This window comes from Massilia sp. S19_KUP03_FR1 (genome assembly GCF_036688685.1).
GTDB lineage: Bacteria > Pseudomonadota > Gammaproteobacteria > Burkholderiales > Burkholderiaceae_D > JALYUM01.
Window position 1 is genome coordinate 18,417 of the sequence record NZ_JAQQPS010000005.1, and the last position, 13,939, is coordinate 32,355.

17 protein-coding genes are annotated in these 13,939 nt (G+C 64.4%); 8 read left to right on the forward strand and 9 right to left on the reverse strand.

Annotated features, from left to right (window positions below; genetic code table 11):
* Positions 1-25: 25 nt before the first annotated feature.
* From V6M87_RS06590 to V6M87_RS06605, 4 genes are all read right to left on the reverse strand, one after another.
* A complete protein-coding gene (locus tag V6M87_RS06590; protein WP_332875802.1) occupies positions 26-1,627 on the reverse strand; it encodes a glycoside hydrolase family 10 protein in 1,602 nt (533 codons plus the stop codon).
* A 60-nt stretch (positions 1,628-1,687) separates the two neighbouring features.
* Positions 1,688-2,959, reverse strand: coding sequence for an MFS transporter (locus V6M87_RS06595; RefSeq protein WP_332875803.1), 1,272 nt, complete (start codon positions 2,957-2,959; stop codon positions 1,688-1,690).
* A gap of 7 nt (positions 2,960-2,966) precedes the next feature.
* Complete coding sequence (locus tag V6M87_RS06600) at positions 2,967-3,845, reverse strand: N-acetylmuramic acid 6-phosphate etherase (protein WP_332875804.1); 879 nt, start codon at positions 3,843-3,845, stop codon at positions 2,967-2,969.
* An 81-nt stretch (positions 3,846-3,926) separates the two neighbouring features.
* Entirely contained in the window at positions 3,927-4,667 is a 741-nt protein-coding gene (locus tag V6M87_RS06605; protein ID WP_332875805.1) for a GntR family transcriptional regulator, read from the reverse strand.
* A 291-nt stretch (positions 4,668-4,958) separates the two neighbouring features.
* On the opposite strand from V6M87_RS06605, the gene V6M87_RS06610 reads away from it, so the two are divergent.
* The 6 genes from V6M87_RS06610 to V6M87_RS06635 all read left to right on the forward strand — a co-directional run bounded on the left by V6M87_RS06610 (position 4,959) and on the right by V6M87_RS06635 (position 8,258).
* Entirely contained in the window at positions 4,959-6,191 is a 1,233-nt protein-coding gene (locus tag V6M87_RS06610; protein ID WP_332875806.1) for a D-amino acid dehydrogenase, read from the forward strand.
* Between the two features lie 145 nt (positions 6,192-6,336).
* Positions 6,337-6,498: a hypothetical protein gene (locus V6M87_RS06615; RefSeq protein ID WP_332875807.1), complete on the forward strand. Its 162-nt coding sequence runs from the start codon at positions 6,337-6,339 to the stop codon at positions 6,496-6,498.
* 9 nt (positions 6,499-6,507) lie between these two features.
* On the forward strand, positions 6,508-6,876 hold the full coding sequence (locus tag V6M87_RS06620) for a type II toxin-antitoxin system death-on-curing family toxin (RefSeq protein ID WP_332875808.1): 369 nt from the start codon (positions 6,508-6,510) through the stop codon (positions 6,874-6,876).
* Between the two features lie 17 nt (positions 6,877-6,893).
* Complete coding sequence (locus V6M87_RS06625; RefSeq protein ID WP_332875809.1) at positions 6,894-7,184, forward strand: cyclic-phosphate processing receiver domain-containing protein; 291 nt, start codon at positions 6,894-6,896, stop codon at positions 7,182-7,184.
* Positions 7,185-7,407: 223 nt separating this feature from the next.
* Positions 7,408-7,872, forward strand: a complete 465-nt coding sequence (locus V6M87_RS06630) for a carboxymuconolactone decarboxylase family protein (protein WP_442920561.1) — start codon at positions 7,408-7,410, stop codon at positions 7,870-7,872.
* Complete coding sequence (locus V6M87_RS06635) at positions 7,869-8,258, forward strand: MerR family transcriptional regulator (protein WP_332875811.1); 390 nt, start codon at positions 7,869-7,871, stop codon at positions 8,256-8,258. The genes V6M87_RS06630 and V6M87_RS06635 overlap by 4 nt, the downstream gene beginning before the upstream one ends.
* A gap of 8 nt (positions 8,259-8,266) precedes the next feature.
* Here V6M87_RS06635 and V6M87_RS06640 read toward each other — a convergent pair whose 3' ends face one another.
* From V6M87_RS06640 to soxC, 3 genes are all read right to left on the reverse strand, one after another.
* A complete protein-coding gene (locus V6M87_RS06640; RefSeq protein ID WP_442920558.1) occupies positions 8,267-9,592 on the reverse strand; it encodes a cytochrome P450 in 1,326 nt (441 codons plus the stop codon).
* A 181-nt stretch (positions 9,593-9,773) separates the two neighbouring features.
* Positions 9,774-10,295 carry a c-type cytochrome gene (locus V6M87_RS06645; RefSeq protein WP_332875813.1) on the reverse strand — a complete coding sequence of 174 codons (522 nt, stop codon included), beginning with the start codon at positions 10,293-10,295 and terminating at the stop codon, positions 9,774-9,776.
* The gene (gene soxC / locus V6M87_RS06650) at positions 10,288-11,565 is read right to left on the reverse strand and encodes a sulfite dehydrogenase (RefSeq protein ID WP_332875814.1); all 1,278 of its coding nucleotides are present in this window, start codon (positions 11,563-11,565) and stop codon (positions 10,288-10,290) included. Before soxC ends, V6M87_RS06645 begins: the two co-directional genes overlap by 8 nt.
* Positions 11,566-11,747: 182 nt before the next feature.
* On the opposite strand from soxC, the gene V6M87_RS06655 reads away from it, so the two are divergent.
* Both V6M87_RS06655 and V6M87_RS06660 read left to right on the forward strand, forming a co-directional pair.
* On the forward strand, positions 11,748-11,984 hold the full coding sequence (locus V6M87_RS06655; protein WP_332875815.1) for a type II toxin-antitoxin system Phd/YefM family antitoxin: 237 nt from the start codon (positions 11,748-11,750) through the stop codon (positions 11,982-11,984).
* Positions 11,984-12,361, forward strand: coding sequence for a type II toxin-antitoxin system VapC family toxin (locus V6M87_RS06660; RefSeq protein ID WP_332875816.1), 378 nt, complete (start codon positions 11,984-11,986; stop codon positions 12,359-12,361). The genes V6M87_RS06655 and V6M87_RS06660 overlap by 1 nt, the downstream gene beginning before the upstream one ends.
* Here the strand turns inward: V6M87_RS06660 and V6M87_RS06665 are convergent.
* Both V6M87_RS06665 and V6M87_RS06670 read right to left on the reverse strand, forming a co-directional pair.
* Positions 12,358-12,567, reverse strand: coding sequence for an MbtH family protein (locus V6M87_RS06665; RefSeq protein ID WP_332875817.1), 210 nt, complete (start codon positions 12,565-12,567; stop codon positions 12,358-12,360). The two genes, V6M87_RS06660 and V6M87_RS06665, sit on opposite strands and share 4 nt — an antisense overlap.
* Positions 12,564-13,937: a glycosyltransferase gene (locus V6M87_RS06670; RefSeq protein WP_332875818.1), complete on the reverse strand. Its 1,374-nt coding sequence runs from the start codon at positions 13,935-13,937 to the stop codon at positions 12,564-12,566. Before V6M87_RS06670 ends, V6M87_RS06665 begins: the two co-directional genes overlap by 4 nt.
* Positions 13,938-13,939: the final 2 nt, after the last annotated feature.

Sequence of the window (13,939 nt, forward strand, 5' to 3'; positions counted from 1 at the left end):
TAGCCAAATGTTATACCTGAACGGCTCAGAGCACTTTCAGGCGCGCACTTTCGTTACCGAGGCGGTCGACGGCGCTGACCACCACCGCATTCGCCGCCCCCAGGCGGGCATCGTCCGGCAGAGCCCAGTCCACGCGCGCGGCCGGCACCACCGTGAAGCGCCACTCGTCGCCATAACGGGCCCAGATCGCATACAGGGCATTGTTGCTGCCCGCCGTCAGTTGCAGTTTGGTGACATTGGCCTGGTGGCCTGCCTGCACCACCGGCACGCCCGGCACCGTGCTGCCCAGCCAGGAGGACGCCGGCACCAGCGCCTGGCCCGGGTAGGACGCCACGCGCAGGCGGTCATAGACGCCTTTGCGGTTTTCCATCAACGCCGCCATGCTGAAGTGGACGTGGCCACCGGCAGCGGGCCGCGTGCGCGTCACGTCGATCTGGTCGACGATTTCCTGCGGCTGGTATTCCCTGGTTGGCGCGCCGATGCGGCTGGTGAACAGGCCCGGCCAGACGTGTCGCGCCTTGCGGTTCTGCGCCAGCCAGTAGTCGAGCAGCACATCGTAGGCTTGCGGCTTTTGTGCGATGGGCCAGTACAGCTGGGGCGTGAGGTAATCGAGCCAGCCGTTTTCCAGCCACAGTTCCACGTCCGCATACAGTTTGTCGTACTGCGAAAAGCCAACGATGCCGGGCGGGCGGCGGTCGGGCCGGCCCACGCCGAACGGGCTGACGCCGAAGCGCACCCAGCTCTTTTCGCGGTGGATGCCGGTGTACATCGCTTCGATCAGTTTATTCACGTTCTGGCGTCGCCAGGAGGCGCGATCGAGCTTGCCGCCGCTGTTCACGTAGCGCTGCCACGAGGCCCAGTCGGGGAAATCCAGTTCCTGCTTGCCGCCCTTGCCGTCCAACGCGCCATTGTCTGCGCCGGCCGCGTCGATCGGATACGGATAAAAATAATCGTCGACGTGGACCCCGTCGATGTCATACCGGCGCACCACGTCCAGCACCACGGCCAGGGTCTGGCTGGACGCAGCTTCTTCGCCCGGGTCCATCCATTCGAGCTTGCCGTAATTTTTCACCGCGGCCGGATAGGTCCGCGAAATGTGGTTCGCCGCGGTCGGCTTGCCCACCGTCTGGCGCGCCCGGTAGGGGTTGAACCAGGCGTGCAATTCCATCCCGCGCGCGTGCGCTTCCTTGATCCAGAACGCCAGCGGATCGTAAAACGGCCTGGGAGGCTGCCCCTGCTGACCGGTCAGGTATTCCGACCACGGCTCAATGTTGGACGCGTAAATGGCGTCGGCCGCAGGGCGTACCTGCAGCACGATGGCGTTCAGGTTCAGGGCGCGGGCACGCTCGAGGATGGCGATGGCCTCCGCTTGCTGCTTGTCGGCGGTCAGGTTCGAACGGCTCGGCCAGTCGATATTGGCCACCGTCGAGACCCAGGCGGCGCGGAATTCGCGCGGCGCGGCGGGCGGCATGGCGCCGCCGCGCACGACTGCCGCGTTCGGACGCGTGGTCGCGGCCGGTGCGACAGGCGCGACCGGCTTCGGCTTATTGGTGCTGCAGCTGGCAAGCAGGGCGCCGAGCGACAGGGCGCCGGCGAGCGCGAAGGCGCGCTTTTTTAAATTGGGCACGCGGCAATTCTTTCAAATACAGGGGCGAAAGGAAGAGCATAAAGCATCACAGGCGCGACCTTACGCACTCTTCTTGCCAAATTCCGGATCGATTTTCACCAGCGCCGCCATGACAAACGCGGGGATCGTCGCCAGGCAGACCCAGACGAAGAAATGCTGGTAGCCCAAAAACTCCTGCACGCGCCCACTGAACATGCCCGGCACCATCATCCCAAGCGCCATCAGGCCGGTGCAGATGGCATAGTGCGCCGTCTTGTGCTCGCCGTCGGACACCATGATCATGTACAGCATCATGGCCGTGAAACCGAAGCCGTAGCCGAACTGCTCGACGGCCAGGAATGCGCTGATCAAATAAAAATTGCCGGGCTGCGCGGCCGACAGGTAGACGAACACCAGGTCCGGCAAGTGTACGGCGAACACCATCAGCCACAGGCAGCGCTTCAGACCGAAGCGCGAAATCAGATAGCCGCCGGCCAGGCCGCCGATGGTCAGCGCGATCACGCCGACGGTGCCGTAGGCAAAACCGACCTGCTCGGTCGACAGGCCCAGGCCGCCTTTGACAATCGGGTCGCGCAGGAATGGCAGCACGAGTTTCAGGAGCTGCGACTCGCCCAGGCGGAAGGTCAGAATGAAGCCGAGGATCAGCCAGATGTCGCGCCTGGCGAAAAACGCGCGGAAGGTGGCAATGAAGTCGGCGAACGGGTTGTCGCTGTGCTTGACGGCGTGGTCGTCGGCCGGGCGCGGCAGCACAAATTGATGCCACAGCACGAACAGGCCGAAGATGGCGGCCACGATGCCCAGTGCGATCGACCACGCCTGCGCCGGGTTGCCGAGCGTCTTGATCAGGTGGCCGGCAAAAATCACGACCGGGCCCTGCATCGCCAGCGACGCCAGCCTGTAAAACGTGCTGCGTACGCCCACATACGCCGCTTGCCCCTTTTGCGGCAGGCCGAGCATATAAAAGCCGTCGGCGGCGATGTCGTGCGTGGCCGAGGCCAGCGCAATCACCCACATGATGGCCAGGCTGATCATGAAAAAGCCTGGCATTTGCAGCACGCCGGCGGTGGCGCCGATGCCGAGCGCAACGATCAGCTGCATCAGGATGGTCCAGCGGCGCTTGGTGCCGAACATGTCGACCACGGGCGACCACAGCGGCTTGATCACCCACGGCAAATACAGCAGACTCGTAAAAAACGTGGCGTCGGCGTTGGACACGCCCAGGTCCTTGTAGATCAGCGTGGACAGGACCACGACGATCACATACGGAATGGCCTGGGCAAAATAAAGCGGCGGGACCCACAGCCACGGATTTTTCGCTTGCGTCGTTTGCATAGCTCTTTCAGGTGAGCGCTTGCCTGACGCTCCCGTGGGAGGTGTCGAGCAAGGCGCGTGCCGCGTCGACACTAATCTGATTTTTCAAGGCGACAATGGCCACCTTGACGTGGAAATCGCACTGTTCCAGTACGGCTCTTGCCGCCGCTTCATCGGCGCCGGTGGCAAACCGGGTCAGGCTGACGGCGCGCAGCACCAGCTTGGCGTTGCTTGCCTTCAAGTCTACCATCAGGTTGCCATACACCTTGTTCAAACGCACCATCAGCGCACTGGAGAAGGTGTTCAGGGCGATCTTCTGCGAGGTGCCGGCTTTTAAGCGCGTGCTGCCGGAAATGAGCTCCGCGCCGGTGTCGAGCGTGACGCCGATCTCGGCTTCCAGCACCACCGGCGCCTGCGGGTTGTTGGCAAAGCCCACCGTCAGCGCCCCGGCCGCGCGCGCCGCGTGCAGCGCGCCCAGCACGTACGGCGTGGCGCCGGACGCGGCCAGCAGCAGCACCACGTCGTTGCGGCCGACCTCGACCGCAACCAGGTCGCGCGCGCCCTGCGCGCGGTCGTCTTCGGCGCCTTCCACGGCGACGAACATGGCACCGTGGCCACCGGCCAGCAGCGCAATGGCGCGCTCTTTTGGCCAGGAGAAGGTGGGATACAGCTCCACGCTGTCGAGCACGCCCAGGCGGCCGGAGGTGCCGGCACCGACGTAGACGATGCGGCCACCGGCTTGAATGCGCGGCAGCGCGGCTGCAACGGCAGCGGCAAGCAGGGGAGCGGCAGCACGGACCGCCTCGACGGCGGCAAACTGGTCGTCGACCAGGGCATTGACCAGTTCGGCAGTGGGGTACTGGTCCAGTTCGGTATGGATCGCCGCGGGCGTTTCAGTTTTCAGCATGAGACCAGTGTAATACCAACAATGCCGTGTTCGTCATGAAAGGTGGAGCCGGGCGCATGCCAAAAAGTTATGCGGCGCGGCCTACGCGGCCCGTTGCATTTCCGCGACGAAGTCGTAGTGATCACTGCGACAATACGAATGCGTCAACTCCACCGCCACACCGGAAGCGAGATAACCGGTACGGGTAATGTACAGCACAGCGCGCCCTTCCGGCACCCCCAATCGCTCGGCCAGCAGCGCCGGCGCGTTCATCGCCCGGATGTGCTGGACGGCGCGCACCGGCAAGTTGCCGCCGCGGTCGAGGTGGGCGTACAACGACGCCGTCAGGTCCTGCGGGCGCGGCAGCAACGCGACCGGGATCACGCTCACTTCATAGGCCATGGCCACGTCGTCGGCCAGGCGCAAGCGTTCCAGGCGCGCCACGCGGCTGTTGTGCGGCAAGCCCAGCGCCAGCTGTTCGTCGGTGCTGGCCAGCACGACTTCCCGTTTCAGCCAGGTCGACGATGGCCGGTAACCGCGCTGCTCGAGCTGCTCGGAAAAGCTCGACAGCGTCGAGAGCGGCTGCTCGATGCGCGGCGCCACGTAGTTGCCCGAGCCGCGCCGGCGCACCACCAGGCCCTGGTCGACGAGCTGATCGATGGCCTTGCGCGCCGTCACGCGCGAAATGTCGAGCTGTTCCGAGAGCAGACGTTCGCTCGGCAAGGCCTGGTCGACCCGGTAGCGGCCGGCGCGCACATCCTGGACCAGCTTGCGGGCGACCTGCAAATAGAGGGGAGAATTGTCGTTGCTGTCGCGCTGGAAGGCGGAGGGTGCGGCGCTCATGGTGTGCTTGCGGGGAATCGGAAAACGATCATACGATACGCCCTGAGGCTTGCCTACATTTTTTATCCGCACCGGAGAAGGCCATGTTGCGAGGCCATCTGGCTGGACTGCGCGACGACATGGTGGTGCTGATCGGCGGGCACAGCGTCGACCCCGCCACACAAGCGGGTCAAACCGCGGCGCTGCAGTGCGACACATGACTGGGGGTTATGCCCTGGCGCTGTGAATTCATTAGCGGCGTGGCGAACCAGCCCCTAAGCTCGTCCATATGATGCAGAGCAAAATAGCCGTATGAAACAAGTGATCGTGATTGGCGGCGGCGTGGTGGGGCTGACCTCGGCCTGGTGGCTGCTCGAAGCCGGCTTCGGCGTGACGCTGCTCGAGCGGGCGCCCCAGGTGGCCAGCGCGGCCAGCGCGCGCAATGGCGGCCAGTTGAGTTACCGTTACGTCGCGCCCCTGGCCGACGCCGGCGTGCCCCTGAAAGCCTTGCAATGGCTGTTCGATAAAAACGGCCCGCTGCGCTTTCGGCCCGAGGCCGACCTGCGCCAGTGGCGCTGGCTGGCCAGTTTTTTAAAACACTGCAGTGCCGCCGTCAACCGCACGACCACTGGCCAGTTGCTGCAGCTGGGCGAACTGTCGCGCCACGCGATGGCGCAGCTGGAAACACACGTGCGCCTGGACGATTTCGCTTGGCGCGACGCCGGCAAACTGGTCGTCTACCGCAGCGCCCACACCTTCGCCGCCGCGGCCAGCCGTCCGGATGCGGGCCTGGTGCTCAGTGCCGCCGAATGCGTCGCCCGCGAACCGGCCCTGGCCGCTGCCGAACCGGTACTGGCCGGCGGCATCTACAACAGCGGCGAAGCGGTGGCCGACTGCCATGCTTTTTGCCAGGCGCTGGCGGCGCGTTTGCAGGCGCACCCTGGTTTTCGCGCCATCGTGCACGCCGACGCGCACAGCCTGATCAACGACAGCCGCCGCATCGTCGGCGTGCGCACGAATCGTGGCGTGCTGCAGGCGGATGCCTACGTGCTGGCCGCCGGCATCCAGAGCCGCACGCTGGCGCAGACGGCGGGCATTTATTTGCCGCTGTACCCACTAAAAGGTTATAGCCTGAGCGCGCCGATCCGCGCCATCGACACGGCGCCCGAGATCAGCGTCACCGATTTCGAGCGCAAGGTGCTGTACGCGCGCATCGGCAGCCAGTTACGCGTGGCCGCCATGGTCGACATGGTGGGCGAAGACACCCGCCTCGACGCGCACCGCCTGGCCACGCTCACGCGCCAGGTACGCGCAACGATGCCGCATGCGGCCGACTACGACCACATCGTGCCGTGGGCGGGCCTGCGGCCGGCCACGCCTGGCAGCGCGCCCATCATCGGCGCCACCGGCTACGACAACCTGTGGCTGAACGTGGGGCACGGCCCGCTCGGGTTCACGTTTGCCTGCGGCAGCGCGACCGTGCTGGCGGACCTGATGCAGGGGAAGGCGGCGCCGATGCCGTTGGATGGCTTAAGCCTGCGATAGTTCTATGGAACTGGACTACACAAGGTTTGCGGGCTGCGTTACGACGCCGGATAGCAGCAAAGTAGCGGCAAAAAGAACCTTAGACAGAAATTTTGCAATGTTTTAAGATACTTGATTCCTTTTATATGCTTCAAAGGATAAGAGTATGAAAAAGACGTATGGCGTGACGTTGAAATCTCGCCCAGATAAGCAGCGCCCGGTATCGATGCAACTCGAGGGCAAGGATGGATCGCGCGTTGTACTCAACGCAGCGAAGCGCGTCATGGCGACGCATGCGAAAGTGATCAAAGCACTAGCCGATCGCTAAGAAACAGCGATGATAGATGCGGCCAAAGTCGTCGAAATCCACGATCTGATTTTAAGCAGAGAACAAGGCCTGCATGGCGATCACGGTGACGGCCCTCTTGAGGGCGCGCTGGCCCGGATCGATAGCCGTATCCCCTACGAGGGGCTGGACGACGTTTTTGAAATTGCGGCCATGTATGCCGTCGCGTTGGCACGCGGGCACGTTTTCAATGACGCAAACAAGCGCACTGCGTTGGTCACTGCGCTCACCTATTTGTCCCTGCAAGGCATCGATATCCCCCGCGATGACCTGCTCGAAGAAATGATGGTGGACGTGGCGGAAGGCAACCTGGAGCAAGCAGACCTGGCTGAATTGCTCTACTCTCTGGCGCCTGACTAAAGCGAGGAATTGCGACAATGAAAGTATATCTCGATGATGAGCGGGCAACACCGACGGGTTGGATTCGCGTTTATTGGCCGCAAGAAGCGATTGATTTGCTGAGAACAGGAAATGTGAGTGAAATTAGTCTCGATCACGACTTGGGAAACGATGCGCGCGGTACCGGCTACGACGTCGTGCTATGGGTGGAGGAGCAAGTCATGATCCACGGCTTTTCTCCACCAAAAATGTCTGTGCACTCTGCCAACCCGTCGGCACGCATGAAGATGGAATCTGGTATCCGGAGCATTGAAGCCCGTGCGAATTGAAGCCACAAGCATTAACGAAAATTTCTTGTGCCTCGCGCGGCATGCATAACGTCGCCGACAGCAGCCCAAGCCGCAACGCGGTGACTTTCACTTGACTTGGAGTCCGCTCTAACAACTAGCCTGTGTTGGGAACGACAGCAGCGATCCGCGCTGCTGATGCGTTCCCTGACGGCGAAGGAAGTGGACGATGAAACTGAAAACCGCATTGGTGCTAACGGGATGCATGGCTGCAGGGCCGGCCTGCGCAGATACCGCCCTGCAGGGCCAGAATGCGCGCCAGGAACGGGGAGAAAAAACCCTCGCGAACATCACTGGCGGCGCGGGCAAGCAGGTCGTCGATTCGCTACGCGATATTGCGCCGGACCTGGGCGACTGGATCATCAATTTCGCTTACGGCGAAGTGTTCTCCCGCCCGGGCCTGTCGCTTTGCACAAGAGAACTGACGACCATTTCCGCCTTGACCGCACTGGGCAACGCCCAGCCCCAACTGAAGGTGCATATTGACGGCGCGCTCAATGTCGGATGCAAGCCGGAAGAAATCGTCGAGGTCATTCTGCAAATGGCTGTCTATGCGGGTTTTCCCAGCGCGCTGAACGGCATCGGCGCGGCAAGGGAGGTGTTTGCGAAAAGGGGGATTAAAATCGCTGCCAGGACTGATCCCGCCGTGCCGCCCCAGGAGACCCGATGAAAACCCATCTCACCATCGAAGAAGTTGCCAAACACACTGGCCTGACCGCCTACACACTGCGCTACTACGAACGCATCAGCCTGATCGCGCCAGTGGGCCGTGGCGCCAGCGGTCATCGCCGTTACGCGGCATCGGACATGGCCTGGATTGCCTTTTTGTTGCGCTTGCGAACGACGCAAATGCCAATTGGCATGATGCAGACGTTCGCCAGACTGCGCGGCATGGGCGATGCCACCATCCCGGCACGGCGGCGCTTGCTGGAGGACCATTTGCGGACGACGCTGGCGGAGATCGACGCCATGCGTCACGCCGCGCAAGCGCTGGCAGAGAAGATTGCACACTACCAAGCCATCGAGCAATCCGCAGACCATCACTGCGACGCCTGAACTGCCTGCTATGCGCGCACCCGCAGCCGCATCTGCAAGGCCTCGGGCTCCATCACGAAGCCCATTTTCTCGCGCGGTGCGCCGCCGTGCTGCGTTGCCACCGACACGATGTCGAAACGCGCCAGCAGCATCGCCAGCGCCACCTTGATTTCCAGCATCGCCAGATAGCGCGCGGGACAGGTGCGCGCACCCGCGCCGAAGGGCATCGATGCCTTCTTGTCGAGCGCGTCGTCGAACCAGCGCTGCGGGTCGAACTGGGCCGCGTTGGTGAACCAGGCATCGTCCAGGCTGCCGGCGCGCATCACGCACCAGACAATGGTGTCCTGCGCAATCTGCACATCGCCGACCACGGTGTCGGTCAGCGCCTGAAGCGGAATAAAGGCTGCGGGCGGTTTCAGGCGCAACGCTTCGTGCGCGCACGCGTCCAGGTAGTCGAGCCGGTCGACCTGTTCGATGTCCAGCGCGTCGAGGGCCGGCGCCACGGCCAGCACTTCAGCGCGCGCGCGTGCCAGAGTGGCCGGGTGGCTGTACAGCAGGTAGATCAGCCACGCGAGGCTGTTCGAGGTGGTGTCTTCGCCGGCCAGCAGCATGGTCAACACATTGCCCGCCACTTCGCGCTCGGTCACGCCGCTGCCCTCGCGGGCGGCTGCCGCCAGCATGGCTTCGAGCATATTGCCCGGTCGTGCGGCGCGGGCGGGATCGGCGCGCATGCGTTCGCGGGCTTGCGCGACGAGTTCATCCACGGCGTCGCGCGTGAAGGCCACGGAACGCTCCAGGCGGCGGTCACGCGGCAACTTGACGTAGCGCCAGTACGGAATCGCCGCCATGCTGCGGCGCGCGACGACGGGCAGGATTTCATCGAGGTTGCGCTGGATGGCGTTGTCGCCCGTCTCGACGGTGTTCACATCCGTGCCGAACGCCAGGCCGGCCACGATGTCGACCGTGTACAGGCGCAAGTCGGCGCCCAGGGCGATGCTCCGCGCGGCCGCTGTGGCAGCTTCCCACCTGCGCTGCAGGCGCTGCGCAACCTGGACCAGTGCCGGAAAATAGGCCTTGACCGCATGCGGCGCAAACGCCTGCATGACCATCTGGCGCTGGTTGCGCCAGCTGGCCCCCTCCGCATCGAAGACGCCAGGCAGCCCCCCCATCTCGGCCGCGACTTGCGCCGTGACGGCGGGACGGCGAAAGGTCGCCGGCCGTGCGCACAGCACCTGCTTGATCAGCTCGGGATCGGCCACCACCAGCATGGTCGTGCCGGGCACGACCACCCGGAACAGCGGACCATAGGCGCGGCTCCAGTTCTCCATGTCCTGGTGGAGGCGGGTGCGATGCATTTGATGCAGGTTGCCTAGCAGTGGCAGCGGCGGCGGGCCTGGCAGGTCGGCAAGGCCGCGGCTGGGTTGGCTTGTAGCGGAAGAGACAGTCATGTCGTGCATGGTGACCTCAATCGAAATGGTATGCCGTCAGTGTCCCATGACCGGATGCCGCTGTCGCGATTTTTTGTGACGCCCGGCTTTACTTCAGGACTGGCCGAAATCCATCCCGGTTCGGCATCTTGACTGCCGCCAGCGACGATGCATCGAGCACCGCATCGGCCTTCACGATGCCGTTCAGGTGCAAGGTGTACGCCGTCACCGCATACACCTCGCTCGGTGTCAGCGATTGCGGGCTGTCCAGCGGCATGGCGCGGTGGATGTAGTCGTACAGCGTGGTGGCATATGGCCAGTAACTGCCGACGCTGAGTAGCGGCGCTTTGGTCGCCAGTGTGCCCTGGCCGCCGGCCAGGCGCGGCGCGATGCCCTGTTCGCCTTGTTCGCCGTGGCACGCCAGGCAGCGCGCCTGGTAGATCGCCTGGCCCTGGGCCACCGAGCCGGCGCCGGCCGGCAACCCGGCACCGTCGGCGCGCACGTCGATATCCCAGCCGCGAATTTGTTCTGCGCTGGGCGTCTGTCCCAGGCCGAAGCGTGCTACCTGCGTCGTCGGTGCACAGGCGGTCAACCATGCGGCAAGGGTGAACAATGCGGTGCGTTTATACATGGACATTGCTGACCTCGCCATTCGGTGCAATCTGCCAGCTCTGGATGGCGTTGTAGTGATACACCGAGGCCTGGCCGTCGGTCTTGATGAGTGCTGCGCGGGTCGGCTGGACATTGCCGGCTTCGTCGATGGCCCGGCTTTGCAGGATCGCTTCCTCACCCGACCATATCCACGGCAAGCGAAAGCGCGTCAAGGCCTTCGGCTGCACCGGCCCGTCCAGCGTCGCCATCTGCCACGTGCGCCCACCGTTCACCGACACCTCGACGCGCGTGATGCGCCCCTGCCCGCTCCAGGCCAGCCCGCTGATTTCACGAAAACCGTGGCCATCGAGTACCTGTTTCGCCGAGGGCGCCGTGATCACCGATTTCACGCCCATCTGGAAGGTGAACTGGCGCGCCGTACCGTCCGGCATCAGGTCGGTGTATTTCGCCGTTTCCTCGCGCGTTTGAAACGGCGCATCGCCCACTTTCAGGCGGCGCAGCCACTTGATGTTCATATTGCCTTCAAAGCCGGGCAGCAGCAGGCGCAAGGGATAGCCTTGCTCGGGGCGCAGCATCTCGCCGTTCTGGCCATACACCAGCAGCGCATCGTCGAGGGCTTTCGCCAGCGGGATGGAGCGCGTCATCGCGGCTGCGTCGGCGCCTTCGGCCAGAATCCAGCTGGCCGACGGCAGCAAGCCCGCTTCGTTGAGCACGTCGGCCAGGCGCACGCCGGTCCATTCGGCGCCGCTGAGCAAACCGTGGATGTCCTGCACGCTGCCTTTGCCGGGCGCCTTGAACTCGGCCATGCTGTTGCCGGAGCACTCAATAAAATGGCTGCGCGAGACCGCGGGAAAGCGCATCAACGCCTTCATCGTCAACAACAAGGGACGCTCGACCAGGCCGTGCAGCATCAGCCGGTGCTGGGCCGGGTCGATGGCCGGCACACCGGCGTGGTGGCGCTCGAAAAACAGGCCGTTCGGCGTGTTCGTGCCGAACAGGTTTTGCAGGGGCGTGCGGGTGGCGGTGGGAAACGCCGAGGCCTGGTCCGGCAACTTGCGCAGCACGTGTTTTTCGAACGGCGACGGCAAGCCGTAGGGCGGCGTCAAAAAGCCGGCGCCGGGTTCGCGCATCCATTGCGGCACCTGGGGTGGCACATTCAGTGACGGCGTATCGGCGGCCGCAGCGCCACTGGCGGCGGCCAGCGACGCCACGGCGCCGCGCGCGAGAAACCGGCGCCGACGCGGTGATACGGGCGCTTGCGCCTTGGCCTCTGGTCGAACAATGTCCATGGGTGTTCCCGTCAGCGATTGCAGAGCAGACAACTTTACGCGCGGATGAAACGTCCCGTCAATTGGGCAACCAGAATGATTTCAAATAAGCAAATACGGTTTGCACACGCTTGAAAACCCCGGAAAACTTGCGTAAAGGATCGGCATGGACTAAGCTGGACTAAGTCCATCCGGGAGGTTCTATGCAAACCGTTAATATTCATGAAGCAAAGACACAGTTTTCGAAGCTGGTCGACGCCGTGGGGCTCGGCGCAGAGATCATGATCGCCAAGGCGGGCAAGCCCGCCGCGATGCTGGTACCGGTGCCGGCCAAAAGGCCTGCACGCACACCTGGCGCCATGAAAGGCAAGATTCGCATCGCCGACGATTTCGATGCGCCTCTGCCCGACGACGTACTGGCGGCGTTCGAGGGCCGCTAATGCGCATCCTGCTCGATACTCATGTCTATCTGTGGTGGTTGCAGGACCACCCGAATCTATCGAAAGCGGCGCGTGCGCGGATCGTCGCGTCGACGGATGTGTATGTCAGTAGTGCATCGATATGGGAAGCATCCATCAAGGTTGGCATTGGCAAACTGGACGCGGATATCGACCAGCTGGTGGCGGAAATAGAACATAGCGGCTTTCGCGAACTGCCCGTATCGGCCAGGCATGCGGCGATGGTGACGCGCTTGCCCGACCTGCATCGCGATCCATTTGATCGCATCCTGGTTGCGCAAGCGCTGTGTGAGCCGCTTCGTCTGCTTACCGCAGACAATATCCTGCGCGGCTATTCAGAGCTGGTGGAGACCATCTAGAAAAGCGACTGGCCGGCCAGCGACAGCGGCCGCATATCCTGCCAGTGGGCTTCGATGTAAGCGTTGCAATCGGCGCGCGCGCTCGCGGCCAGCGCCACGCGCCAGCCGGCCGGCACGGCGAGATGCTGCGGCCACAGCGAATGCTGGCCTTCGTCGTTGTGCAAGACCAGAAATTGCGCGTCCTGCTCGTCAAATGGATGGCTCATGCGGTAACTCCTTCGGTTTCGGTTTCGGTTTCGGTTTCGGTTTCGGTAATGGTTGTAGGACGATGGTCGGCGGCAGTCGCACGCGCCTGCAGCGCGCGCAGTTCGTCGGTGATGCTGGCCAGCGCGTTGCAGCGGGCAAAATGGCCGCGCAGTTCGGCCGCGTGCTGGCGGTAGCGCGGCTCGGCCAGCACGCTGTGCACGGCCTGCGCCAGCTGCCGCGTGCCCGGCTTGCCGGTACCGAGATTGATGCCGGCGCCGCTCCAGGCCACGCGCGCGGCGATCTCCGGCTTTTCTTCGCTGGCGCCGGCCACCACCAGCGGCACGCCCAGGCTGAGCGCGTGGTTGACGGCGCCGTAGCCGCCGTTGGTGACCATCACGGCCACCTTCGGCAGCAGCCGGTCGTAAGGAACGAAGGGCACGATGCGCGCATTGGGCGGCAGCGCCGCCAGCTGCCCCGGCACCGGGCCGCCAGTGGTGGCGATGACCTGCAAGTCGTCGCGACCCGCCAGCGCCTCGAGCGTCGGCAAGATCAGCTGGCCCGGGTCGTCGTTGGCCAGCGTGCCCTGGGTCACCAGCACCACCGGGCGGCCGTCGTCGAGCTCGGGCCACCAGGACGGCGCCTCGAACTGGCGCCCGGCAGGCGGCGCCAGCGGGCCGACGAAGCGCACCGAGGGCGGCAAGTCGCTGCGCGGATATTCGAATTCAGCCGCCGTCAGCTGCAGATAACGGTCGGGCAGCTTGATCAGCGCGTCGAGCACAAAATCGGGCAGGGCCGGCGCCCCCAGCTCGGCCAGGCGCTGGTCGAAATACTGCTGCAGCGGGCCGAACATGGCCCGTTTCAGGTTGCCGTTCATGGCCAGGTTGCGCACTCTCCCCTCAAGCGTGGCCGAAGGCGCCAGTGCGGTGCCAAAAAAGGCCGTGTCGCAGCTCGACAGCGACAGCGCCGTGATGCCCACCGCGAGCACCGGCGGGCGCGCCGCGCGTGGCCCCAGCAGCAGCGGCAGCGCGCCGCAAAACATGGTATCGACCAGGATCGCGTCGACCGGCTCGGCCGCCAGCAGCGCGCGCAGGCCAGCCAGCTGCGGCGCCATCGCATCGGCAAAAAAATGGCGCAGGCCGTAGCACAGGCGCGCGTGCCCGCCGGGCATCTGGCGCCATGCCGGATGGCGGCTTTCAAGGGTGCGGTAGTCGTGGTCAATGGCCGGGTCGAACGGCGCCAGCGTGGCGCCGACCGCCTCGACCTGAGAGCGGAACTGGCTGGCCGTGTGCACCAGCACCCGGTGCCCGAGCCCGGCCAGGTGACGGCCGATGGCCAGCATCGGCAGTACGTGGCCGGGCATGGCAGTGGCGGCGATCAGATAAGTGGCCATGG